General features: G+C 36.4%; 19 protein-coding genes. 9 read left to right on the forward strand and 10 right to left on the reverse strand.

The window, feature by feature from the left end; translation table 11 throughout:
* Positions 1-92: 92 nt before the first annotated feature.
* Both HND50_05450 and HND50_05455 read right to left on the reverse strand, forming a co-directional pair.
* Positions 93-1,970 carry a family 20 glycosylhydrolase gene (locus HND50_05450; protein ID NOG44654.1) on the reverse strand — a complete coding sequence of 626 codons (1,878 nt, stop codon included), beginning with the start codon at positions 1,968-1,970 and terminating at the stop codon, positions 93-95.
* A 55-nt stretch (positions 1,971-2,025) separates the two neighbouring features.
* Complete coding sequence (locus HND50_05455) at positions 2,026-4,341, reverse strand: response regulator (protein NOG44655.1); 2,316 nt, start codon at positions 4,339-4,341, stop codon at positions 2,026-2,028.
* Between the two features lie 228 nt (positions 4,342-4,569).
* Here HND50_05455 and HND50_05460 point away from each other — a divergent pair, with 228 nt between their 5' ends.
* Together HND50_05460 and HND50_05465 are read left to right on the forward strand one after the other, a co-directional pair.
* Positions 4,570-5,463 (forward strand): ABC transporter ATP-binding protein, encoded by an 894-nt coding sequence (locus HND50_05460; protein ID NOG44656.1) that lies wholly within the window; start codon positions 4,570-4,572, stop codon positions 5,461-5,463.
* A gap of 94 nt (positions 5,464-5,557) precedes the next feature.
* The gene (locus tag HND50_05465; GenBank protein ID NOG44657.1) at positions 5,558-6,373 is read left to right on the forward strand and encodes a hypothetical protein; all 816 of its coding nucleotides are present in this window, start codon (positions 5,558-5,560) and stop codon (positions 6,371-6,373) included.
* Positions 6,374-6,451: 78 nt separating this feature from the next.
* Here HND50_05465 and hflC read toward each other — a convergent pair whose 3' ends face one another.
* The 3 genes from hflC to HND50_05480 form a co-directional block, all read right to left on the reverse strand.
* Complete coding sequence (hflC, locus tag HND50_05470) at positions 6,452-7,402, reverse strand: protease modulator HflC (GenBank protein NOG44658.1); 951 nt, start codon at positions 7,400-7,402, stop codon at positions 6,452-6,454.
* Positions 7,392-8,378: an FtsH protease activity modulator HflK gene (gene hflK, locus HND50_05475; protein NOG44659.1), complete on the reverse strand. Its 987-nt coding sequence runs from the start codon at positions 8,376-8,378 to the stop codon at positions 7,392-7,394. Before hflK ends, hflC begins: the two co-directional genes overlap by 11 nt.
* Positions 8,379-8,588: 210 nt before the next feature.
* A complete protein-coding gene (locus tag HND50_05480; protein ID NOG44660.1) occupies positions 8,589-9,062 on the reverse strand; it encodes a peroxiredoxin in 474 nt (157 codons plus the stop codon).
* Between the two features lie 164 nt (positions 9,063-9,226).
* Between HND50_05480 and HND50_05485 the strand changes: the two genes are divergently transcribed.
* Positions 9,227-9,841 (forward strand): hypothetical protein, encoded by a 615-nt coding sequence (locus HND50_05485; GenBank protein ID NOG44661.1) that lies wholly within the window; start codon positions 9,227-9,229, stop codon positions 9,839-9,841.
* A 56-nt stretch (positions 9,842-9,897) separates the two neighbouring features.
* Here the strand turns inward: HND50_05485 and HND50_05490 are convergent, their stop codons facing one another.
* Both HND50_05490 and HND50_05495 read right to left on the reverse strand, forming a co-directional pair.
* A complete protein-coding gene (locus HND50_05490) occupies positions 9,898-11,724 on the reverse strand; it encodes a TIGR03545 family protein (protein NOG44662.1) in 1,827 nt (608 codons plus the stop codon).
* A 2-nt stretch (positions 11,725-11,726) separates the two neighbouring features.
* A complete protein-coding gene (locus tag HND50_05495) occupies positions 11,727-12,242 on the reverse strand; it encodes a TIGR03546 family protein (GenBank protein ID NOG44663.1) in 516 nt (171 codons plus the stop codon).
* A gap of 308 nt (positions 12,243-12,550) precedes the next feature.
* Here HND50_05495 and HND50_05500 point away from each other — a divergent pair, with 308 nt between their 5' ends.
* From HND50_05500 to HND50_05525, 6 genes are all read left to right on the forward strand, one after another.
* Positions 12,551-13,363, forward strand: a complete 813-nt coding sequence (locus HND50_05500; protein NOG44664.1) for a DUF4097 family beta strand repeat protein — start codon at positions 12,551-12,553, stop codon at positions 13,361-13,363.
* 213 nt (positions 13,364-13,576) lie between these two features.
* Positions 13,577-15,826, forward strand: a complete 2,250-nt coding sequence (locus tag HND50_05505) for a glycosyl hydrolase (protein NOG44665.1) — start codon at positions 13,577-13,579, stop codon at positions 15,824-15,826.
* Between the two features lie 52 nt (positions 15,827-15,878).
* A complete protein-coding gene (locus tag HND50_05510; GenBank protein NOG44666.1) occupies positions 15,879-17,525 on the forward strand; it encodes a cellulase family glycosylhydrolase in 1,647 nt (548 codons plus the stop codon).
* 90 nt (positions 17,526-17,615) lie between these two features.
* The gene (locus HND50_05515) at positions 17,616-18,188 is read left to right on the forward strand and encodes a hypothetical protein (protein ID NOG44667.1); all 573 of its coding nucleotides are present in this window, start codon (positions 17,616-17,618) and stop codon (positions 18,186-18,188) included.
* Positions 18,189-18,435: 247 nt separating this feature from the next.
* Positions 18,436-20,259: a hypothetical protein gene (locus HND50_05520; protein NOG44668.1), complete on the forward strand. Its 1,824-nt coding sequence runs from the start codon at positions 18,436-18,438 to the stop codon at positions 20,257-20,259.
* Between the two features lie 72 nt (positions 20,260-20,331).
* Positions 20,332-20,943: an acyltransferase gene (locus HND50_05525; protein ID NOG44669.1), complete on the forward strand. Its 612-nt coding sequence runs from the start codon at positions 20,332-20,334 to the stop codon at positions 20,941-20,943.
* A gap of 23 nt (positions 20,944-20,966) precedes the next feature.
* Here the strand turns inward: HND50_05525 and lpdA are convergent, their stop codons facing one another.
* From lpdA to HND50_05540, 3 genes are all read right to left on the reverse strand, one after another.
* Entirely contained in the window at positions 20,967-22,394 is a 1,428-nt protein-coding gene (gene lpdA, locus HND50_05530) for a dihydrolipoyl dehydrogenase (protein NOG44670.1), read from the reverse strand.
* Between the two features lie 128 nt (positions 22,395-22,522).
* Positions 22,523-22,918: a four helix bundle protein gene (locus HND50_05535; protein NOG44671.1), complete on the reverse strand. Its 396-nt coding sequence runs from the start codon at positions 22,916-22,918 to the stop codon at positions 22,523-22,525.
* Between the two features lie 136 nt (positions 22,919-23,054).
* The gene (locus HND50_05540; GenBank protein NOG44672.1) at positions 23,055-24,713 is read right to left on the reverse strand and encodes a dihydrolipoyllysine-residue acetyltransferase; all 1,659 of its coding nucleotides are present in this window, start codon (positions 24,711-24,713) and stop codon (positions 23,055-23,057) included.
* Positions 24,714-24,723 lie beyond the last annotated feature (10 nt).

The following is a 24,723-nucleotide window of genomic DNA, read 5'->3' on the forward strand; positions in this document are numbered from 1 at the left end:
GTGATTTTGAGGAAAAAAAAAGACGCAACTGGTAAAATTGCTTATTACCAATGCGTCTATCGTAAAGTTATTAATAAATCCAACACGTTAAATTACTTATCAGCTCTCTTTTCAAGCTCACTTCTCTGAATCAATAAAAGCCGTCCTAATGGTTTTCCATTTCGAAAGGTTTGTGCACGAAGTGTAATACGTCCTTCAGGAATTTCGAGTGGTTTAGAATATTTTTGGCCAAATTTTACAGGGTAGGTGTTATCAATTGTATAAAAAATTTCAGAGCCTGGAATTGAGTTTTTAAGTTCACATATTAGTTTGTCATTTTGCATATAAACATTTACAATTGGATCCAAAACAGCTTTTGATATATTGGTATTGGCCGCATCAAACCTTAAAAAATGCTCTTCTGTGCGGATAATAAAACTTTCCCAGTTTTTCTTATCTTTTGGGCTCCACAAGTTTTCAGAAATTGATAAAGCCCTTGGATACGCCATATTAAAAGCGAAATGCAAATTAGGAATTGCTTCTGTCCAAAGGTTTCCCTGTCCGCCTAAAATTAGTTTGGGATCAATTTCCTCGGGAACTAAAGGCTCAAAATTATAGGATTTTTCTAAGCTCAAATTAGCATAAATCGGATTTTCCAAACTATGATCACCCTGTGTATAATCCAGATAACAATAAGTAGTTGGTGTCATGACAACTTTATGGCCCAATTTTGCTGCTTCTATGCCACGGACCATACCATGCCAGCTCATAACAGCCACGTCTTTGTTTAGTTCGCCATCTAATATTTCATCCCAGCCAATCATTTTCTTGCCTTTACTTTCAATGATTTTGTTTACCCGGCTTACAAAATACCCCTGTAACCCCTTGCCATCACTGATGTTATTCTTTTTCATAAAATGCTGAACAACAGAATCTTGTTCCCAATAATAGTGGTCACACTCGTCACCGCCCATGTGGATATATTCTCCGGGAAACAATTCTGCAACTTCGCTAAAAACTTTGTCAACAAAATCGTACACTTTCTCATCCGCAGGATTTAAGGTATTCTCTATTAGCATCCTAAACCCACCGCCTGGAAACCATTCTGCAAATTTTGATCCGGGGTTTACAAATTTGGGCTCTTTTTTTGTTGATAGCTCAGGATAAGCGGCCAATGCAGCCATGCTATGGCCGGGCATATCAATTTCCGGGACTATGGTTATATTTCTATTAGCCGCATATTTTACAACATCCTTTATCTGTTCGTGAGTATAAAAGCCTCCATAAGTTGCCTTCTCTCCTTTTTTAGGATATTGTCTTTCTTTACCAAACCTTCCGTGGCGTTCAACCCGCCATGCACCAACTTCTGTTAACTTCGGTAGTGATTTTATCTCAATGCGCCAACCTTCATCATCGGTGAGATGCCAGTGAAGTACGTTATATTTGTACTGGCTCATTTTATCAATAAACGCCTTTACATCATCAACAGAAAAGAAATGCCTGCTTACATCAAATAATAGTCCACGCCAGCCAAATCGGGGGTAGTCTTTTATTTTACAACCCTTTATATTAATTGGTTTAGAAATCTTGAAATCCGGGTTTTCAAATTCTGGTGGTAGTAATTGCCTCAAAGTTTGAAAACCATTAAAAATGCCGGCTGCTTTATTTGCAGAAAGGACAATAAACCTCTGCTTTACTTCCAGAACGTAGCCTTCTTCGCCAATTTCCTCTATTTTATTTTTAGTGAGGTTTATTAAAAGTGCCTTTGGTTCTTTGGATTGCACCTTAAAACCCTGAAAATCTATGGTTATCCCTTTCATTTCTAAAAACTTTTGGAATTGTTTAACATAAACTGCCACTTTCGGGTCATCCGTATTTATGGATATGCCAAAGTGTGTATCAAGCATAAATAAATTTTCAGTCGCCTCGTAAATGGCTGGTTCGGGTATAATGGTGTGTTGTGTGTAGCTTTGCTGAAATAAAATTATCATAAGAAAATAAAATATTTTTGTTCTCATAGTTGCCATAATTATTGTTTTGGTAGTTTTAATTATTATCTAATACAGACCGTATTATCTTGGAAATTTCACCTTTCAAAAATGGTTTGGATATGTATCCTGCTGCACCTCTTTTTTTGGCTTCCTTTTCATCAATAAGGGTACTAAAACCCGTGCTAATAACAACAGGAATATTGAACCGAATTTTTTTCAACATACTCATCAATGTACTGCCATCCATCCCGGGCATTGTCATATCTGTAATTACCAGGTCAAATTTATCCGGGTTTAATTTAAATAACTCAAGTGCTTCAATCGGGTCTGATAATGCTATAACATTATAGCCAAGCCTGGATAACATTTGTTCTGTTATATCAATGATTGTTTTGTCATCATCAATGCAAAGAATTGTTTCTTTTCCACTTGATGTTTCAAGCGGCACTTCTTTTTCAAGTATAATTCTTTCATCCGAAACAGGAAAATAGATAGTAAAGGTAGCTCCTTTTCCCGGTTCACTTTCTGCTTTAATTACACCGTTGTGTGTTCTCACAATTTTATGTACAATGGCCAATCCAAACCCTGTACCTTTACTAACTTCTTTGGTTGTAAAATATGGATCAAATATTCTATCGATAATTTTGGGGTCAATACCCGGCCCAGTATCGGAAATTGTAACCTTGAGGTAATTTCCAGGATTTAGATCAGAATAAATGTTATCCTGGTTTTCATATAAAACTGTTTTTTCCAGTTTAATATCCAACACCCCTCCCGAAACTTCCATTGCCTGCGTTGCATTGGTACAAATGTTCATCATCAACTGGTTAATTTGAATTGGATCAGCAAAAATTGTTATGCCTGGCTTGGGCATATTTTTTCGGATTTCAATTGTAGCAGGAATTACTGATCGTAAGAACTTGCAGGATTCATTAATTGCCGAAACTGCTTCAATTTTTTCAAGTTTCTGGTCAGATTTTCGGCTGAACGTAAGGAGATGTTTGACAATGTCGGATGCCCTTTGACCAGCATCTTTAATTTCATTTAGATTGGCATATATCGGATTATCTTTTGATAAATCAGCTAACGCCAATTCTGTGCTTCCACTAATTATCTGAAGAATATTATTAAAATCATGGGCAATGCCGCCGGTAAGAGTGCCAATAGATTCAAGTTTCCGGGATTGAATCAACTCCTTTTCAAGCTGTTTGCGTTCCCTAAATAAATCATCCAGTTCTTCCTTTATCAACTTTATCGATTGGTATAAAAAATAAAGTGGATTATCCTCATCTATATCAAAATCATTTTCAAACCCTTCTTGTTGCCAGTTGATACGTCCAACAACAGCTACTAATTTTTCAATATCTTTTTGATTAATCAGGGCAGGTGGAGCACTTTCAATGACTTTTGGCTGTAATGATATATACTGGTCATCATGAACCAATTGCAAAGCCTGGCATAAATTCTTTGCTGCATTTACTTTAAAAGGAACCATTGCACGAGCCAACTGTAACGCTGTTTTTAAAAAAGTATTTGCACCATATAAAATATACATGCTGATTGGATAATTTTGGTGCCAGGTTTTTAAAGATTGCATATATTGAATACGCACCTTCCTGGTTCCTTTAACAATTTTACTTGAATCAACTACAATATATCTTATTGCAGAACCTTTTGGTAAATCAGCCTGGCATTGAGATCGTGTTCGATCAATAAGAGGGATATGTTTTGAGCTTAAAGAGCCGTTAGAAGTTGAATGCAAAATATAGTTATCTATGACCATCATTTTGTTTGTGTATTCAGGTGTATCAATATTCCATGAGCTACTAAACTTTAAATCAACAGGAGTTAGGTAACTTTCTATTTTGGGATAACAACTAAAGATTTTTTTAGGCTCAATTTCAAGATTTTTAGATTCCTGATTTGAAATTTTTAAAGCATGAGTAACAGCATTCTTATAGTTGCGCACTACTTTAACTTTTTTGCCTGTTGTTATAAATCTTTTTTTAATTTTAACAGCGATATACAAGGGGTTGGATAAATTGCAAAAGATCAGCGACAGGCGACGCTTATCCAGATCCATTTTATTTGTCAGGTATTTGCGTGCTTCTGAGCTTGAACCATCCAAAAAACTATAATCTTCAATTTGTATGTATTCACTTATACCATTAAATATTTCTTCAGCGACTGTATCATTGAGATCTAAAGAATTTTGAACTCCCTTGAGATCCGCATATCCTTTGGGCAAACTGTATAGAATAGAATCATTTATTATCCAAAAGTTTGCTGTAAAAGTTTCACTGACTTTTTGATTGATCCATTTAGGATTAGTTTTAATCCCGACTCCAGATACCGGGCAATAAAGTGCCATTTAGATTCCGCCTTTCTCAATAAACTCAGTTTATTAACTAAATTCAGGTTTCATCTTGATACATATTTTTTCTGAGGAATCATTGCAAACATAAACAAATATATCACTCATTCAAATACCGATTTTTGTTTTGAACATTTTGATTTATTTGAAATAAGCCATCTCTTATTAACAAAAAATAGTAAAAATTCATTTGAAACCTTTTGGGTGAAAAGCGTAGTTTGGCAAATGAACTTTGCCATAAAAACACATTCTATCTCAAAATCTTTTGATACATTCAAAGCCGTAGATTCCGTAAACCTGCAAGTCCCAAATGGCTCCATTTATGGTTACCTTGGAGCAAATGGATCAGGAAAAACAACAACCATCCGGATGCTGCTTAATCTTTTAAAGGTAGATTCCGGGTCAATTGAAATATTGGGCAACCCCTTACCAAAATCATTTGTAAAAATTGCTCCCAAAATTGGTGTGGTGCCAGGCGAAATTAAAATGTATGAAGAACTGACGGGTGTACAAACCTTGGATTACTTTCAGGGATTTCTTCCCGGGAAGCCAGTTCTCCGATCACAATTGACAAACGATTTTAAGTTGACGGAAGTTGACCTTAGTAAAAAAGTGCGTTATTACTCCCAGGGAATGAAACAAAAACTACTGCTTATACAGGCCATGCAACATGATCCGCAACTCTTAATTTTGGATGAACCGTCGGAGCGTTTGGATCCGCTGATACAGAACATATTATATGATTATATTATGGATTTTCAATCGCGCAAGAAAACTGTTTTCTTTTCTTCCCATAACCTTCCCGAGGTGGAAAAAATATGTGATCATATCGGCATAATAAAAGATGGAAGGCTATTGGTGCAGGACAAAATAAGTGATTTAAAGGAGAAGCTGCCAAGAGTTGTAAAAATTACTTTTAAGGAAAAAATAAACTTTGCAGATTTTAATACCAATTCCTTTAAAGTGATAGAATCGTTTGATAAAACTCTCCAATTAAAAATCCAGGGTTCGATGCAGCCATTAATGCAGTTACTAAAAAAATATGATGTAAATGATTTAGAAATACCAGAATCATCGCTGGAAAGTTTTTTTATGAAATACTATTTGGAAAGTAATTAAATGTCATGCTGAGGAATGAAGCATCCTCTCAATTTAAATAGGATTCTTCGCTCCACTGTGTTCCTCTTTGAATGACAACCCCGGAGTATTGAAAATGAGTAGTCTTCTTGTATCAAAACATCAAATTAAACGCATGTTTAAAAACCAGAAAAAGATCATATTTTTATTGATGTTTTTTGCCTTTATGGTAGAGTTTTTTTTCACTGTAATTCTGTCCACTTCTACAATACGCCAGTTTGCAGAGAGCTATTTTAAATTAATGCCACCCATGGTTAAACAAATGCTTGGGTTTATGGGCGATGGCTTTGTAAGCAGCCAGTTTATTGCTTTTGGTTTTGGCCACCCGGCTTTACTTTTTATCCTTTGCTTTGTATCAATTTCAATTGCGGGCAGATACATAACTGCAGAGATTGAAGGACGATCAATTGAACTTTTGGCTATTCGAATACTTCCCCGCAATAAGATTATTTTTTCTACCTATTTTTTTATTTTAATTACAATATTGGCAATATATTTTTCAATGATAAGCGGCAGTTTTTTAGGAGGCGAAATAATGGGTGTCTCGGATGATGTCCCATTTATGTTATTAATAAAAATGGCCGGGATCGGAATACTCTTTTTTGCTGCGATTAGTGCAATTGTTACTTTTATCTCTTCAATTCACTCAGAGCGGGGAATGGCTTTGGCATGGAATATAGGGCTAATTTTATTTCTATTTGTTTTTGACGCATTAATCCGTTTATGGCCAAAAGTTTCATTCTTAAAACCTTACAGCCTTTTCAATTGGTACCAGCCTGTTAATATTGCCACAGGCAAATATAACTTACTGATTGGAATACCATTATTGAGTATTATCCTTATTTCATTTCTTATTGCAACTGTTTATAAATTTAACAGACGAGATTTATAATCTTGTTCATGCTTCAATAAAAAAAGCCTCCCGAATTTGTGAAACCCAGGAGGCTCTAAAAATTAAAGAGTTTTGATTTTAACGGCCACTTGCTTTCTGTAGAAATTTATAATATTCGCTATCAGTCGATAAGATTAAAACATCCTCACTTGTAAAAGTTTTCTTGTAGGTTTTCAGAGTTTCCATAAAACGGTAGAATTCACGTGCTTCGGCATTTTGGTTAAAAGCCCGTGCGTAAATTGCAGTTGCTTCCGCATCGGCCTTACCTACAATTTCCTGAGATTTTCTATAAGCTTCAGATTGGATTCTCTTCAATTCACGTTCTTTATCACCAAGAATTTTAGATGCCGCACCCTGGCCTTCACTACGGAATTTATCGGCAATACGCTTGCGCTCGGTGATCATCCTCTCGTACACTTTGCGGCGTACTTCTTCAATATAGTTTATCCGTTTAAAACGAAGGTCGAGCAATTCTATGCCAAGCTCTTTTGTACGCACAGACGCATTTTTCAAAATTTCCTGACTAATTTGAGCGCGTCCTACTTTAATAGTTGGAAAAGTATTTTGTGCCTGGTCTTGTACAAGCGAATCTACAATCACAGGTGTACGATTTGTATTTCGAACAATTTCAACCAAATCATGATTGGCAACCGCATTACGTGTTTCACCATCCAATATATCATCTAATCTGCCTTGAGCTCCAAGTTCATCACGAACACGTTCAAAAAAGAGTAGCGGGTCAGAAATGCGCCAGCGTGCATAAGTATCAACATGGATATAGCGTTTATCTTTTGTTGGTAATTGGTTAGGATCACCATCCCATTCCAGAAAACGTTTATCAAAAAAATTGGCGTTTTCCATCAGTGGAATTTTAAAATGGATTCCCGGATCGGTGATTGTTCGTTGTAGTTCACCAAACTGTGTAATAATTACCTGCTGAGTTTCTTTTACTGTATAAGCTGCTGCATTAATTAAAATTATAACAAAAAATACAACGGCTACGGATATTAGGGTTTTCTTATTTTCCATTTTTTAAGCCCTCCTGATTAAAATTGAACAGGGGCAGAATACCCGAAGCCTGATCATCTGTTATTACTTTTTTTCCAACGGTTGAAAGAACTTCTTCCATTGTTTCCAAATACATCCTTTGTCTTGTTACTTCCTTGGCTTTTGCATATTCTCTATATAAAGATGTAAAGCGGTTAGCCTCGCCTTTAGCATTATTTACCCTTTCTAAAGCGTAACCTTTGGCCTCTTCAATCTGCTGTTCTGCCTGACCTTTTGCTCGCGGAACAACTTTATTGTATTCAGATTTCGCTTGATTAATCAAACTTTCCTTTTCCTGTTCGGCTTCGTTTACTTCATTAAAAGAAGCTTTAACTTCATCCGGCGGATTGACATCCTGCAGAATAACCTGGTCAATATTTATCCCGGTTTCATATTGTGTGATAATTTCCTGTAATTTCTGGGTAACCGTTACCTCAATATCCTGACGGCCAACTGTAATAATTTCGTTAACCGTTCTGTCACCAACAACTTCACGCATTACTGCTTCGGTTACATCCCGTAAAGTTTGTGCTGCATTCCTTACTTTAAATAAAAACAGATATGGATCACTTATCCGGTACTGCACAATCCATTCTACCTGTGCAGCATTCAAATCGCCTGTAAGCATAAGCGATTCATTTTTAAAATTCCCAGGGACGTAGCGTGTACGTACATCAGCATGAGCTGTTTTAAAACCGAATTCCTCTTTTTGCTGCCTCTTTACTGGAACGATATCCATAGTTTCAACACCAAAAGGAAATTTGAAATTCAAACCCGGATTAACAGTGCGGCTGTATTTGCCAAATCGCAAAATTACACCAACCTCTTCCGGTTCAATTGTAAAAACGGATGAAAATATAAACCAGACAATTACAATTAAAACGCCGATTATTTTAACTGTTTTACCCGAAATATTAGGTGGTTTAATGTTATTTAAATCAAATTGTTGTTGGGCCATATATGCCTCCTTTATTAATAAAAAATGAACAATGGACATCCGCCATCATTCATCATTTTTTTGATTTACGTTTGTTTATATAGTTTTGTCAGCTCGTATTGGTTTGGTGAAACTTACCACTTCCAATCCTAACAGGCAAGTAATGATTGAAGGATTAAAGAGGATAATTAAGAGCCAAACAAGGAACGTGCAAAATACTTTTCTACAACTTTATTTCCTCAAAACTGACATAATTTGAGCGGTATGGTTTGCAGATTCGACTTCATCAAAAATGTGCATTATTGTTCCATCTTTGTCAATCAAATATGTTATGCGGGTTGGCATGAAAATTCCTGTCAGTATTCTTTTTGCACCATAAGCCTCAGAAACTTCTGTTTCCGTATCAGATAAAAGCGGGAATGGTAAATTGTATTTTTTGCTAAATTGTTGGTGAGAAGTCGAGTCATCGTAGCTGACTCCTAAAATCACAACTCCTGAGTCTTGCAATAGTGTATAATTATCGCGCAGATTGCATGCTTCTGCTGTACAACCCGGCGTATCATCTTTTGGATAAAAGTACAAAGCAACATTTTTGCCTTTGTAATCCGAAAGCTTATGAAGTTTTCCATTGCCGTCTTTTAACTCAAACGAAGGGGCTTTATCGCCTATTTTTAAATCTGTTCCTCCAAATAAAAATGAAAACATCATCAAAGTTCCAATCCATGTTTTTATTAGCATAATTTTTGCATCCAAATTTTCGGTTTAACTTATTTGTAAAAAGATTAATAAAAAATATTTTTTAAATTTCATATAGGTTTTTCTTAAATTCAACCTGTTTTTTATTTATTGCACCAAAGCCGGAGTAAACAATGCGTTATTGCCCATATTGTTCCACACAAATTTCAGAGAGTGCCAAATCTTGTCATAATTGTAAAAAGTCCCTGGATTTTGAGGCGATTGCTTCTGTGTTTGAAGCCAGCGAAGCCAGTGAAATAAACAAATCAGCAGTCAGGAAAATTTGGATTAAAGAACATGCACGTTTTGTATGGCCTGTTGTGACTCTGATAATCGGTTTTATTGTAGGTGGTGCAGTTTTATATTCTCTTGCTCTTGCTCAAGCCGCCTCTGAAAAAGATACTCTGAATTCTGAGATAGAAAAACTAAATGCCCAAATCAGCCAGATTAACTCAGATGCACAAGGGGCACAATCAGGACTGCAAGGTCAAATCCAGGAAAAAGAAAAGATTATTACAATTCTTACTTCTCAAAGACAAAGTTTAACCCGTATAATAAATTTTACCCGTCGATTTACAAACAACAGCATTATCACACCAAATAGTGAAGCAGAAGCAACTTATTTCAAGAATAATTTTCGCTATCTTCGCGGTCAATTTGATGACCAGCAAGCTGAGCTGGATAACACTACATTTGCCGATAATCGGAGATTTAATTTAAAAACAGCACCACAATTTTTAGAGGATTAGATCCCTTTCCGGAAATTTAATATTCAATAATTATTATTCTGTTCGCCGATAATGGCTTATGGTTTAAACAAGCCTTTTAGTTTGTCTTTTACCTTTTTACCAAGCTTGTCTTTTTCATCTTCGATGTCTTTTTTCTTTTTATCAAGCTGCTTTTTCTGCTCATCGATTTTGTCCTGATATTTTGCGAGCTGACTTTCAAGTTTTTTCTTATTGTCATTAATTATCTTTTCAACTTCAGCTTTTTTAGCGGCAACTTGTTTGTCAATTTTTTTGCGGATTTTTGCTTTGGCCTGTTCAACTTCCTTTCCTGCAGCCTTTTTAAATGCATTGCCAAGCTTATCATCAAGATTGGATTTTACTGCAAAAACCAGGTCCCCTTTTCGCCCTTTAAGCAAAACATCCACATTTACATTTTTAGTTTCGTTAAACACATCCCTCACAATAGAAGCCAGTTTTCCCGATGCTTTCTCCGTGGCAAATGCAAACTCAACTTTTGTAGAAACAAACATAATTTTGCCATCAAAGTTATCGCCATTCATATTTAAAGATGCCTGGATATTGCCTTCTCCTTTTTTGATTGCTGTTGGCAAAAGATCTGATTTTGACAGTTCCATTCCGTTAATGGCAAATCCATTATAATCAATTGTGAAATTTTCTTTGGGGATAGAATCTAGATAGTTTAACTGTCCCTTCAATCCATATTCCCTGCCGGTGGAAGAACCGGAAATATCCATCTCAACCGGTTTGCCAATCATCTTCGGATCACTGCTAATATCTGTTACCGATCCGGACAAAGGCATCTCTTCAGAAAGATTACCGGAGAGTGCTAATTTTTGCAGCCAAAAATCAGGTCGGGCATTTTTTGTTGGAAAATATATGTCTTGGCCTTTCAATCGCGGAGGATCTTCTTCTTTATCATTTGATGAAAACTTATTTAAATATGTCCGGGCTGTGCCAACATAACCAAGGTATTCATTAACCTGGTTTACAATTTTTTGCCCAAAAAGCATTTTGGCGATATTCTGTGTTGAAAAATCCGGGAGTTTGGCCATTGCCATTGCATTTTTGTAATCATCTTTCACCCAGTCATCAAGCTGGCCTAACACAGAGCTTGCCCCAGAGTAATCACGGTCAAAATCTTTTTTTGTATCAGTATAAGATTTTTCCAACTTATCGACAGAACCTCTAACCTCTTTTACAGATGACAAAGCTTTATTAAAACTATCCAGATCTTTTACTTTCTTAACATCAATTGCTTTTATCTGATCCTGGATTTTAGCAACATCTTCCCCCGGATCAATAGATTTTATTTTTTCCTGCCATTTAGCATAATTCTGTTCAGCCACATTTTTTGCAGAATCGAGTTTTGCAGGGCTTTGCAGTTTTAACAAGGAAACAATGCTATCAACATTTACATTTTTCGAGGCTGATGAAATATCAAAACTTGCTTCTTTCTCAACCTGTTTTTTTTGTTTATTCTGTGTTTTTGCAATTGTTGAATCTTTGGTAGTAATCTCTTTTGATGTTTTTGGAAGAGCCCCGTCATTTTCACGTGCTGTACCTGTTTTGATTCCACTGAGTTCAAAATTTTCAATAATAAACTTTCCACTCAACAATGGCCAGAACTCAAGATCAAACTCTGTAAATCCGGTTTCAATCTGGTTTTGCATCGTGTTAGCCGGATCAGTTATTTGCAGCCGTTGCCAGCTCATCTTCGGGCCGGCCAATGAAAAATCAAAATCATCAATTTCAACCATTGCGCCATTCAAATCGCTTGCCGTATCTTCAATAAGGGATTCAAAAAGTGAATCGGTTAATAAATAGCCAATTGCTACAAAAAGGCCTACTATCACCAATAAAATAATTATTCCTGATTTTCTCATGATTACGCCCTCCATTCTGCATATTTGGCGTACCAGCCATAAAGTTTTGTGCCTTTGACAGCCTTTACAACTTTCAGTTTTTCGAAACGCTCTAAAACAGTATCCCTGTATTTAATAACACCATTTTTTGTTAAACCAAAAACAGGGATCAACAAAATCAAGGATGTTACCAAACTGCCCATCACAACCGTATTGTTAAATCGGCTTAATGCAACAATCTGGATATTATAAAGCATGGTATAAAAACCCTGCATAAAAGAGAGATCGACAAGTAGAAAATAACCAAAGCTGTGGAAAAGCGGATCGAACAAATAGGCAAACAAGCTGAACAAAGCAAAGCTGGCAATGGAAATAGCGATGTTTACATTCAAAATTATTATTACAAATAAAACAAGTAAATTATGCAAACTCCAAAAAGGAGTTAATCCTACTATCATTCCAAGAACAAACCCGCCTGCAATTTGTGCGGGTGATGCACCGGAATGTAAAATTGTTATCAGTTTACCGATAAACTGCAACGGAAACATAATGGCCTCCACAAAGGTTATTTAATTGAATTCAAAAGATTAAAGAAATCTTGGCAAATATAAAAGATATATTTTTCATGAATAAAATTGAAATTAATAAAAGTTTAATTCAATTTTAAAATCGCATCGATCATTTTTAGGTATAATAATTGCTATATAAAACATAGATTTTAAGCAAACTCACTAATTTAGAAGTAAATACAAAAAAGATGTGAAATAAAGTAACAATACTTTTTACTCAGCGTAATTGCCTACTTAAAATTGGCCGACAATATGATCCTAAAATCAAAGGAAATAAGATGACTCTCCATAAAATAAAAATTTTACTTATCCTAAATATTTCTTCTCTATTATTTGTATTTTCATGTAGTGATGAAAACTCCATATTTGATAATATCCAGAATGTTGATAATACTGATTTTTCGGCTTCTGAGCTATTTACACATAACGTTGGGATTAACAACCAAAATACGTTTTCTTTAAATGGTATTAACGGAACAGTAAAAGTTATCCCTACTAATGGTCCACTGGTTATTGTATCCGGTGTACGTATAGTTGAATCTCAAACATTGGAGGATGCACAGGAATATTTGAAAAACCTGCAAGTATCGGTTAAAGATCTTGGTGATGAAGTTGTAGTTGAAACACAACAACCGCAGCAAAATTATGGCCGAAATTTGATTGTGAATTACGAAATTCAATTGCCAAAAGCATGGACTGTTAATCTAACAAATGTAAATGGTGACATAATTGTTGATAGTTTGCAAGGAGATCTTTTAATCAACCTTGTAAATGGCCCCGTAAAATTAAATAACATTTATTCAAATGTAACGGTTGATGTTGTTAATGGTAATATCGATGGCCATGTAACCTTGCCAAGTCAGGGGAATTGTACGATGGGAATCGTTAACGGGCCGATAACTTTGGCTATTCCACAAAATACATCTGCACAATTTTCAGCAAAACTGACGAATGGCTCAATTAACTTAAACAACCTCGAATTACAAAATATGCAAAGTAGTAATACATCGATGACAGGTACATTGTCAACCGGGCAAGGTTCAATCGATCTGCAAACAGTCAATGGAACGATAAGTGTAAATGGATTTTAATAAACTCATACAGGTTCCGGCTACATTGGTCCGGAACCTGTTTTCGCAAATAAAGATATTATTTTTATAATATTCATTATCATTCTAATAATTTTTTCGTCTTTAAATTACACCCATCCCTTTTAAATAAAGCCTCAAATCATTTTTCTTGAATGGTATAATTTTTGAACCGTTCCACATTCAATTATTTTACACAAATTAGCGGAGGCCAAAATGGATTTTTCAAAATATATTTTCTTTTTGATATTCTTAACTATTACAGTTCAAAGTTTTGCTCAAATCCCCGGCAAAAAACCATCTGAAGAAAAAAGAATAAATGAACTTTTAGCAAAAATGACCCTCGGAGAAAAAATTGGGCAAATGGCGCAATTTCATCTTTGGTCACGTGATAATGATTTTGAAAAACTTAGCGAAGTAATAAAACGAGGAGGTGTTGGTTCATTTTTAAATAGTGGCGATCGCGCATACAAAGAAAAATTACAACGTGTGGCTGTTGAAGAAAGTCGACTAGGCATCCCTTTAATATTTGGCCGTGATGTAATACATGGTTACCGGACAATGTTTCCAATTCCTCTTGGCCAGGCTGCAAGTTGGAATCCGGCACTTATTGAAAAAGCGGCAGAAATTTCTGCTAAAGAAGCTGTGCAAATGGGTATTGACTGGACTTTTGCACCAATGATGGACTTGGCTCGTGATCCTCGTTGGGGAAGAATTGCAGAATCTTTTGGGGAGGACCCTTTTCTTGCCTCAAAATTGGCTGTTTCCATGACAAAAGGGCTTCAAGGTGATGACCTGGCCGACCCAAACAGAATTGCCGCCTGTGCAAAACACTATGTTGGCTATGGCGCTGCCGAGGGCGGACGTGATTATAATACAACTTTGATTCCTGAACATGATTTACGAAATTTCTATTTACCGCCATTTAAAGCTTCTGTTGACGCCGGTGTTGCAACTATCATGAGCGCATTCAACGATTTAAATGGCGTACCTACATCTGGCAACCAGTTTACTTTGAGACAGATATTAAGAACAGAGTGGGGTTTCGATGGATTCGTCGTTAGTGATTGGACATCCATGACTGAGATGATAAATCATGGTTATTGCGCCGATGAACGGGAAGTTGCATTAAAGTCTATCAAAGCTGGTATTAATATGGAAATGGTTTCAGAAAGTTATCAAAACCATTTGAAAGAGTTGATTGAATCAGATGAAGTAAATGTGAAGTTGCTTGATGATGCGGTTGCTGAAATTCTTCGGGTTAAAATACGATTAGGATTGTTTGAAAACCCATATCCTGTTGCCTATGATGAAAGTGTAATCTTAAATAAAGATCATTTAAAAGTCGCGCGTGATTTAGCTACCCAAAGCCTGGTATTGCTAAAAAATGAAAAAAGTGTACTTCCAATAAACAAGGAATCCAAATCAATTGCAGTAATCGGCCCGCTTGCTGATAGCCCATGGGACCAACTTGGTACCTGGACTGTTGATGGAAAGAAAGAAGATTCAATCACTCCTTTGCAAACACTTAAAGAAAACGTTGATTTCAACATTTTGTATGCAAAAGGACTTGAAAATCCGCGTAGCGTAGATAATAAGCTTTTTGAAGAAGCGATATCAACTGTAAAAAAAGCCGATCTTGCAATTCTGTTTATGGGAGAAGATCAAATAATTTCCGGCGAAGCACACAGCCGTGCATTTATTGATTTACCGGGTGCACAAAAGGATTTAATAAACAAAATATCTGAAACGAGCACACCAATAGTTTTAGTAATTATGGCAGGAAGACCACTAACCTTTTCAAAAATTATTGATAAAGTCGATGCGATTGTTTATGCATGGCATCCGGGAACAATGTCCGGGCCAGCAATTTCTGATGTGTTAACAGGAAAAGTTGTACCATCCGGAAAGCTACCGGTTAGTTTTCCACGGACTGTGGGCCAGATTCCAATATATTATAACCATCGTAATACAGGAAGGCCGCCACGTAAAGATATGCTTGGTATCCCAACCGGTAATACCGAAGATCCGATAGATTATGTTTCCTACTATCTGGATGTTGATTTTACACCTCAATATCCTTTTGGTTTTGGTCTTTCTTATAGCACTTTTAGTTATAGTGATTTCAAACTCTCGACTAAAAAACTAACCTCTGGAAATGCTTTGAAGGCAACAGTACAGTTGAAAAACACGGGTCAATATAAAGCGGATGAAATTGTTCAGCTTTACATCCGTGATAAAGCAGCCAGCATCACTCGTCCGGTAAAAGAGTTAAAAGGGTTTCAAAAGGTTTCCCTCAAAGCAGGTGAAAGCAAATCAATCTTTTTTGAGATTAGTGAAAAAGATCTGGCTTTCTGGAATATTGACATGAAGTTTACAGCAGAGCCTGGAATGTTTGATGTGATGGTTGGTGGTTCCTCAGCAGATGAAGATTTGCTTAAAGAATCTTTTGAACTAGTTAATTAGAAACAATTTATCTATTAGCTTAGAGTGACACACCAATAAAAAGGAATAAAGCATGAAGTGTTTCAGATTTGTTTTTGGAATAGTTGTATTCTCCCTATTTCTAGCCAGCTGCGATCCTATTGTTGAGGATAACAACTTCCTTCATGTTAGTGGCCATGAGATGGTTGATGGAGCTGGTAACACAGTTTTTCTGCGTGGGGTTGGCCTCGGCAATTGGCTTTTGCCCGAAGGATATATGTGGAAGTTTGGCCCAGATGGTGACAGGCCACGGAAAATTGAAAAAATTGTTTCTGATCTGATTGGAAAGGAAAAGGCGGATCAATTCTGGAAAGATTTTAGAGAATACTATATAACGGAAGATGATATAAAACGCATTGCGGAGCTTGGTTTTAATTCTGTCAGGCCTGCCCTAAATTCACGTCTATTTCTTACTGAGGGCGACACTGCACATTTTATAGAAGAAAGTTTTGTGTTGATTGACAGCTTAGTTAGCTGGTGCACCAAGCATGAATTATATGTAATTATTGATATCCATGGAGCTCCTGGTGGGCAAACAGGCGCTAACATTGATGACAGCCCAAACGATGAACCTGAACTTTTTATGGATTTGCGCAATCAGGACAGGTTGGTTGAATTATGGGTAAAAATTGCAAAACGCTACCATAATAACCCCACTGTTGCAGCATACAATTTGCTTAATGAACCTCTTCCAAAGCATACAGGCGCTGCAGATAAGTACGGCCATCTCCTTGAACCACTCTATAAAAGAATTACTGCGGCCATTCGCGAAGTTGATAAAAACCATATGATCACGTTAGAAGGTGTTGACTGGGCCAATGACTGGTCAATTTTTGGTAAACCTTTTGATGATAATACGTTTTATCAATTTCACTATTATTGCTGGGACAGACCGGATTACCTCAAAGATATTTCAAAATACCTGGAATACCGCAAAAAACTGAATACCCCTGTTTGGGTTGGCGAAACTGGTGAGAAAGGTAATACAATCTATTGGGCCACAACACAGTATTTTGAGGCCAATAATATAGGTTGGTCATTTTGGCCATGGAAAAAAATGGATACAAAAAACACCGCCTACTCGATTAATAAACCGCTGAATTGGGATCAAATAATAGAATATTCTCATGGCAGGGGTAAGCCCTCCGAAAATCTTGCCACAAAAGCTTTTGATGAATTAATTGAAAATATAAAACTAAATAATTGTGTCTTTTTCCCGGATGTGGTTAATAGTCTTTTTAGGCGGGTTCCTGCAAAAATTGAAGCGGAAAATTATGGGCATGACGGATATAACAAATCATATTTTGTTACCGATACTTCTGCTCGGGCAAAATACTACCGTGTTAACGAACCTGTCGCAATAGAATTATTCGACTTCACAGAAAACCAGTTTTGGTCAGAACAATGCATAAAATTAAATAGCAAGGAATGGGTAACCTACAGCTTTGACAATTCCGAACTTGATAAGGCAAAAATCATTATTAGAGCAAAAACCAATAAGGATAATTCTGCTTTTAAATTTACTTTAAATGATAAAAGTATTTCGCAAAATTTAAAGAATAAAGATTGGCAAGAGATCGTATTAAATGATTTAAAGTTAACACGGGGACGAAATAAAATCAGGCTTTTTGTGGACACAGGCAGGATAAGTTTTGATTGGATAAATGTTCTGGATAATTAATACTTCAAGAAAAGCCCGCTAATGTTAGATTAAATATTTGCAAATTCATCAGCTAAGCTTTTTCCTAAAATTTCCGAATACAATTTTATTATGATTAATATTAGCAATAAAAAGGTATTCATTTATTACCTTGATTCCAATGACAAGATAATCGATGTAGATGACAACTGGTTATCCTTTGCAGCCGAGAATGTCTACAGCATTTCACAATCGTTTATTAAGGATAAACCGATATGGGATATTATCACCGATATTGAGATCCAACATTTTTACAAAATCCTAATTGACAAAGTCCGCACATATAAAACAAAAATTCACTTCCCTTTTAGATGTGATTCACCAGATTGCCGTAGATTTATGGAGCTAAGCCTTCGACTTGATCAGGAAAACCGTATTGAATTTAAAAGTAGGTTAATTCGCGAAGAATTCCGGGAACCGGTAGATTTGTTTGATGTCCAAAACGACAGATCAAAAGAATTAGTAAGAGTTTGTAGCTGGTGTAAAAAAGTTGCCGTTTCCGACAATACATGGCTTGAAGTTGAAGACGCGATTCGTGAATTATCGTTGTTTGATTATATTAAACTTCCTAAGATTACACATTCAATTTGTCCAACCTGCCATAAAAATAACCGCCGCCTCCTGGAGAGCTTTCGTAGTAATTAAAATTAAACTTTTACCCCTTTACATGCGTCAATAAAGGCCAAATTCTTATTTCAATAGTTATCAAGTAAATTAGATTTACCTTGTATAAACAACTATTATTCAATCCTCACAACAAACTTAGAACATATAATTGGAATATTTGCTGCATAAGAATGTGTTGAATTTGCATATTTCCATTTTAGATATAAATCTCTCCAATTAAACACAAACATCTGATTCTCAAAATAAATGAGAATGGAAGGATAATATGTTCAAGGAATTTCTTCTTGCCGGGTTTTCTACAAAGAAAGATGAGTACATCCAATTTTTAAATAGGCTGTCTGATAGTGTAAATGGTATTCTGGAAAGCATAAAAAAAATTGAAGAAAGCTCAATTTCAAATAATGCAGATGAAACCAAATCGAATTTGCAAAATCTGACTTGGCTTATCGACCGTTTTCCAGACAATCATTTTGAAGATTTAAAAAAATCCTTTTACATAAAAAGAAATGACCTTTTCGAAGAGATTGAGAGCGAAACAGAAAAAGCATTGCTTTCATTAAAAACCAATGTTCACAACTTTATAAGTAACAACAAAACAACAGAATTAGCAGAAAAGAAAATTTTTATTGATCTGAGTGAGAAATTAAGCACACTCACAAAAAAAGTTAGGACATTCTATTTTAGAATAAAAACCACTACTCAGCTGCTTTTTATAATCCCTGTTCTACTCTCTTTTTTACTAGGGTTACATTACCGTTTTAGCGATGGTTTTGAAAAACTTTCAGAAGACATAAACTGGCCTCAAAATGCCTATCAAAAAGCTGATTTTGATGAAAACAAGTTCATCCATACTGAACAATTCAGCAATAAGTTTTGGAATGAATTTTCACGTTTTTACTTTTTTAAAGAAAACAATTTTAAAGAACTATATTTTTCAGAAGAAGAACTTGACAGATACCAGGCTTCAATGAAAACTTGGAATGACAAATCTTTCCAGGCAAGCTTAAATGATTTTATTACAAACTCTTTTAAAACCAAGCTTGTCTATAAAAACAATAATGCTACAAAGCCCATGCTAGTCTACAAAATAACAACCGAGATAGATCATATTGATAACACCCCGTTTCCATGGGAAAATCTTATTGTTACGCCGGAGCTGAAATTTTCGTCCGGCAGGGCGGATAATCTTCCTGATGATGATGTTAATACAAGTCATCCCTGGATTTCATTCGGGAGTTTTAAGGGAATTGGGCCGGTAATTGATCTGAGTTGGAATGCTAAATTGGAAAATATTTCAAGAACCTTGAATGACTCGATAAATGTGCTTCACAATAGTTCTTCAAGATTTGATTTGAGCGATTTCCATATAATTGAAGTCTATGATGACAGCCTTGAAGGAGAACTTTATTTGAAAGATGTAGAACCACCAACAGATATCCAATCATTAACCCTGGTTCAAGGAGAAGATGACATTTACTGGTTTGAATATGACGACAATTTTTTTCTTTACGATTCAATCTGGTATGAAATTATTTATTCAGTTGACCGGCTTAGGGAAATAACAGAAGTAAGCGAAAAACTTACTATAAATTATAACTATTATTCGTTAAAAGGAGATTTATATTCAGGTTCATCCGATATGAAACTTTCTGATAGCCTTTTTTACTTAAGCAAAAGAAATTTATTAATATACGATCCCAGGGAGCCTGTTTATGCAACTCGGGTTGATGCGTCTATGGCCACTGCTGCCTGGGACTTAATTGAAAAATTTGTTGGAGCGCCAGAGTATTTATACAAACCAAAAGGTGTCGATTTATTGGTTGATACGCTTGTTCTTGATCTAAATTTTGAACCCAAAAAATCCCTTTCTCATAACATTGATGTCATCATAAATCCATCCGGATATGTCGTTGCGTATATATTATTGGACAATTTAAACAATGGCGTTTACAATCTTAATTTTCAGATAAATGAAAATACCATATCAAGTTTTCAGTTTGAATATTTAAAACCGGATGATTTTTTATTCGACTATTCTGATACAAAATGGCTAAAGGAAAAACTGGGATTTCATGAAGCAATAAATTAATTGTCTTAATAATAAATCCAAAAATACATTATCTTACTTCTTGGTGAGTTTAGGGGACAAAATTATCAATTTATGATTAGTTCAAAACTAATACACAATGGACCAACCACCGGTTTAATTCGATACTGGACCGGGCGTTTCTTTTTGTGGCTTTTTTCCTGGGATGTTGTTGGTCGTTTTCCAAAAGATAAAAAATTTATCATAATAACTGCCCCCCATACAAGTAATTGGGATTTCCCGCTCGGAATCTTGGCCATTTATATTTACCGGTTGAAATGTTCCTGGATTGGCAAAGACTCTCTTTTTAAGAAACCTTTTGGTGTATTTATGAGATGGTTAGGTGGGATTGCCGTTAATCGGGATAGCCAGCACGGTGTTGTTGATCAGATTGCAAAACAATTTAGGGAATCAATCAAACTTGCCATAGCGATTGCACCATCTGGAACAAGAAAGAAAGGTAATTCCTGGAAGTCTGGCTTTTATTGGATGGCACACAAAGCACAAGTTCCCATTGTTTGTGCTTATTTTGATTATAAGCGCAGAGAAACAGGCATTGGGCTTTCATTTATTCCAACGGGTAATGTAAAGATGGATATGGATCGAATACGCGAGTTTTACAAACTATTTCAAGCTAAGCACCAGGATATGATTACTCCCATTAGGCTTAAAGATGAAGATGCTTAATCTGGAAAATCACAAAGAGTTCATTACTTCCGTTTGGGACGGTAAACGTGTGTTGCCGTTCCAAAAAACATCTCCGCTGATTCCATTATAGTCTCTGAAATAGTTGGATGTGGATGGATGCTCATTTTGAGATCACTGGCCAAGGTTGCCATTTCAATTGCCAAAACACCTTCAGCAATCAATTCACCGGCACCAACACCTACAAGACCCATTCCTAAAATACACTCACTTTCCGGATCGACAATTAATTTTGTCATCCCATCAATGCGGTCCATGGTAATTGCGCGACCAGAAGCTGCCCAGGGGAAACGGAATACTTCAACTTTAAGTCCCTGCTCTTTTGCCTCGGTTTCGGTTAATCCGGCCCATGCCAGTTCAGGATCGGTATAAACAACAGACGGAATTGCATTGGGCTCAAAAGCGGCTTTATGTCCAGCAATGGTTTCAACAGCTACATGGCCTTCATGCGAGGCTTTATGGGCTAACATTGGGTTGCCAACAACGTCGCCTATAGCATAAATATTGGGTTCCGCTGTCCGACGCTGAATATCTGTTTGGATAAAACCTTTTTCATCAACGGTGACCCTTGTATTCTTTAGACCAAGGCTGCCAGAATTTGGTGTGCGTCCAATTGTAACAAGAACTTTGTCATATTTTTCATCAAAAGTTTCGCCATCTTTTATTTCAAAGGAAACGCGGATACCGCCCTTTACCTCCTTCATAGCAACAACTTTTGTATTGAGCATTATTTTCTTGTATTTCGGCTCAACACTCTTTTGCAGGATTCGTACCAGATCACGGTCAGCACCAGGAATTAACCCCGGAAGCATTTCCACAACAGAAACATCGCTGCCCAAAGTTGTATAAACGCTACCCATCTCCAGGCCAATAACGCCACCACCCATTATCAGCATCGATTTGGGAATATCTTCCAGCTTAAGAGCTCCTGTGGAATTAATTATTCGTGGTGAGTCCGGCATAAGTGATGGAATGTGGATGGGACGCGAACCTGTTGCAATTATAGCAAATTGAAAGTTGAGCGTTTCCTTTTTATGATCAATCGTATCTATTTCCAAAGTTGTAGCATTTACGAACTTGGCATGACCTCTAATATGAGTGATTTTGCGTTGCTTTAGTAACTGCCCTGTGCCGCCTGTTAATTTATCTACAACACCATCTTTATATGCGCGTAATTTATCCAAATCTACTTTTGGTTCCTGAAAAGTTACACCCCATTTATGGGCTTCTTTGGATTCATCGATCAATTTTGCTACATGGAGCAAAGCCTTCGATGGAATACATCCACGGTAAAGACAAACACCTCCAGGGTTTTTCTCAGGATCAACAAGAGTCACATTCATACCCAGGTCTGCGGCTAAGAACGCTGCGGCATATCCACCCGGACCACCACCAATTACGACAAGATTTATTCCATTTGCATTTTCAGACATTTTTTATTTTTCCTTTTAATCATTCTCTTACTCTTATATTCGTACTCATACTCATTGTATATTTCATTTTAACCATAAAAATTCGAGCAAGAGAAAGAGTACGATATATGAGTATGATTTATAATTCTTTACTCAACATTATACTGTTCTTCAATATCATAAACACGGTTTGTTTTCGATTTTATAAGTCCAATCAACATTGAAACTACATTTTTCAAAATAATTTTTCCCTCAATAATATCATTTTCTGATAGCTTTTCCTGAGCAACTAAAATATCCAATGCACTTGAAGTTTCTAAAGCAGAAGCCCGCGATATATCAAAGAATCTACATTTATCTTTTGCAGTATACCTACCATTTCCCTCAGCAATATTTAAAACAATTGATTCTGAGGATCTATCAGGCTGTCCATTAACTGGATTTTTTAATTCTTTTTCTTTTTTGAGATTAGACCACCACGATATAAATTTTAAAGCTTCTTGATAGACATTTAATTTTTCATGATCAAAGAGGTGTTTTCCCATACCAAATTTCTTTTTTTATGTTCAGATAATCTCATGCTCTTTCTCTTACTTCATACTCTTGCTCGCTTTATTTTCAATTTTCCAAGCTTTAACGAGAAAGAGTAGGAGTATGAATTATGAGAAAGAATAAAGCCCCTTACCCTTCCAGAAGCACATTAAACGGTTCTTCCAAGACTTCACAAACCCAGCGCAAAAATCGTGCTGCAGCAGCGCCATCAATCACCCGGTGGTCATAAGATAAAACCAAAGGCATCACCAGGCGTGGTTCAAAGTTGCCATCAATATATTTTGGCTGCATCTCTGCACGCGACACACCAAGTATGGCAACTTCCGGGGAATTGACAATTGGTGTAAAACCGGTTCCGCCAATCCCACCAAGATTAGAAATTGTAAAATTGCCGCCTTGCATTTCATCAAGACCCAGCTTTTTATCATGGGCTTTTTGCGATATTTCTGTCATCTCAACCGCAATATCAATGATATTTTTCTTTTCCACGTCTTTTATCACCGGCACCAAAAGCCCGCGTTCCGTATCAACTGCAATTCCAATATTAAAATATTTTTTATAAATGATCTCATTATTGGCCATATCGATACTGGCATTAAAAGCCGGGAATTTACGCAAAGCTGCCTCAATTACTTTTACAAGTATGGCGGTCATAGTAAGCTTGCCACCGCGCGCCTCAGCCTTTTTACCATTGGTTTTTCGCAACTTTTCAAGATTTGTAATGTCGGCTTTGTCAAATTGTGATACATGCGGAATGGATGACCAGGCGTAAGTTAAATTCTTTGCAGATGTTTGGCGTAGTTTGTTTAAACCTTCTTTTTCTGTTTCGCCATATTTACTAAAATCAGGCAGGGCAATTGCCTGAACTGGAGAACCAACTGTTTGCCCGGCACCTTTTTGCTGATGCCGTAACTTTGAAAATGATTTAACATCTTCAACAGAGATTCTTCCACCCGGGCCTGTTCCAGGAACCTCATGAATGTCCAGCCCAATTTCACGGGCAAAACGACGAACACTTGGAGAAGCCGGTGCGATTTTATTTTTAGGTGCATCAAATACTTTGGATGAAATAGGGTCGTGAACCAATTCCCGCGTTTCTTCTTTTACTGTGGATTTAGTTTCAACAGCTTCCTGTTTTGGAGCTGCAGGAGCAGTTGCAGGTTCAGCCATTTTTTCAGAAGCACCAACAGCATCGATTACCATAATTTTTTGGCCGACAGCAACATTGACACCATCTTTAATAAGAATCTCTTTTATAACGCCTTTGGCATCCGAGGGTACTTCGATAACAGCTTTATCTGTCTCCAGTTCAACCAACCCCTGGTCAACTTCAACAGCATCGCCAATATTTACAAGAATCGATGTAACGGTTCCCGAATCAACATTGTCACCCATATTTGGTATTTTAAAATCAACAGATGAAGGTACAGAGCTTTGCTTGGCAACTACATTTTTAACTGGCTCCGGCTCAGCTTCAACCACAGGCTCTTCAACAGGTTTTGTTTCTTCTTTAACTTCTGTTTTAGCCTCTTCCTTATTATCCACCTGGCCGTTTGTTTCTAACTCAACAATCACCTGTCCGATTTTTACTTCATCGCCATTTTTTACACTGATTTTTGTAACAACTCCGGCTGATGATGTCGGGACTTCGATAACAGCTTTGTCTGTTTCAAGTTCAATAAGTGCCTGATCTTCCTCGATGCTATCACCCTCTGAAACAAAAACACTAACAACGGTTCCTGAATCAATATTATCACCTAAATCCGGCAGTTTAATTTCTATAGACATTTATTATTTC

The sequence above is a fragment of the Calditrichota bacterium genome (assembly GCA_013112635.1).
Taxonomy (GTDB): Bacteria; Calditrichota; Calditrichia; order Calditrichales; family J004; genus JABFGF01.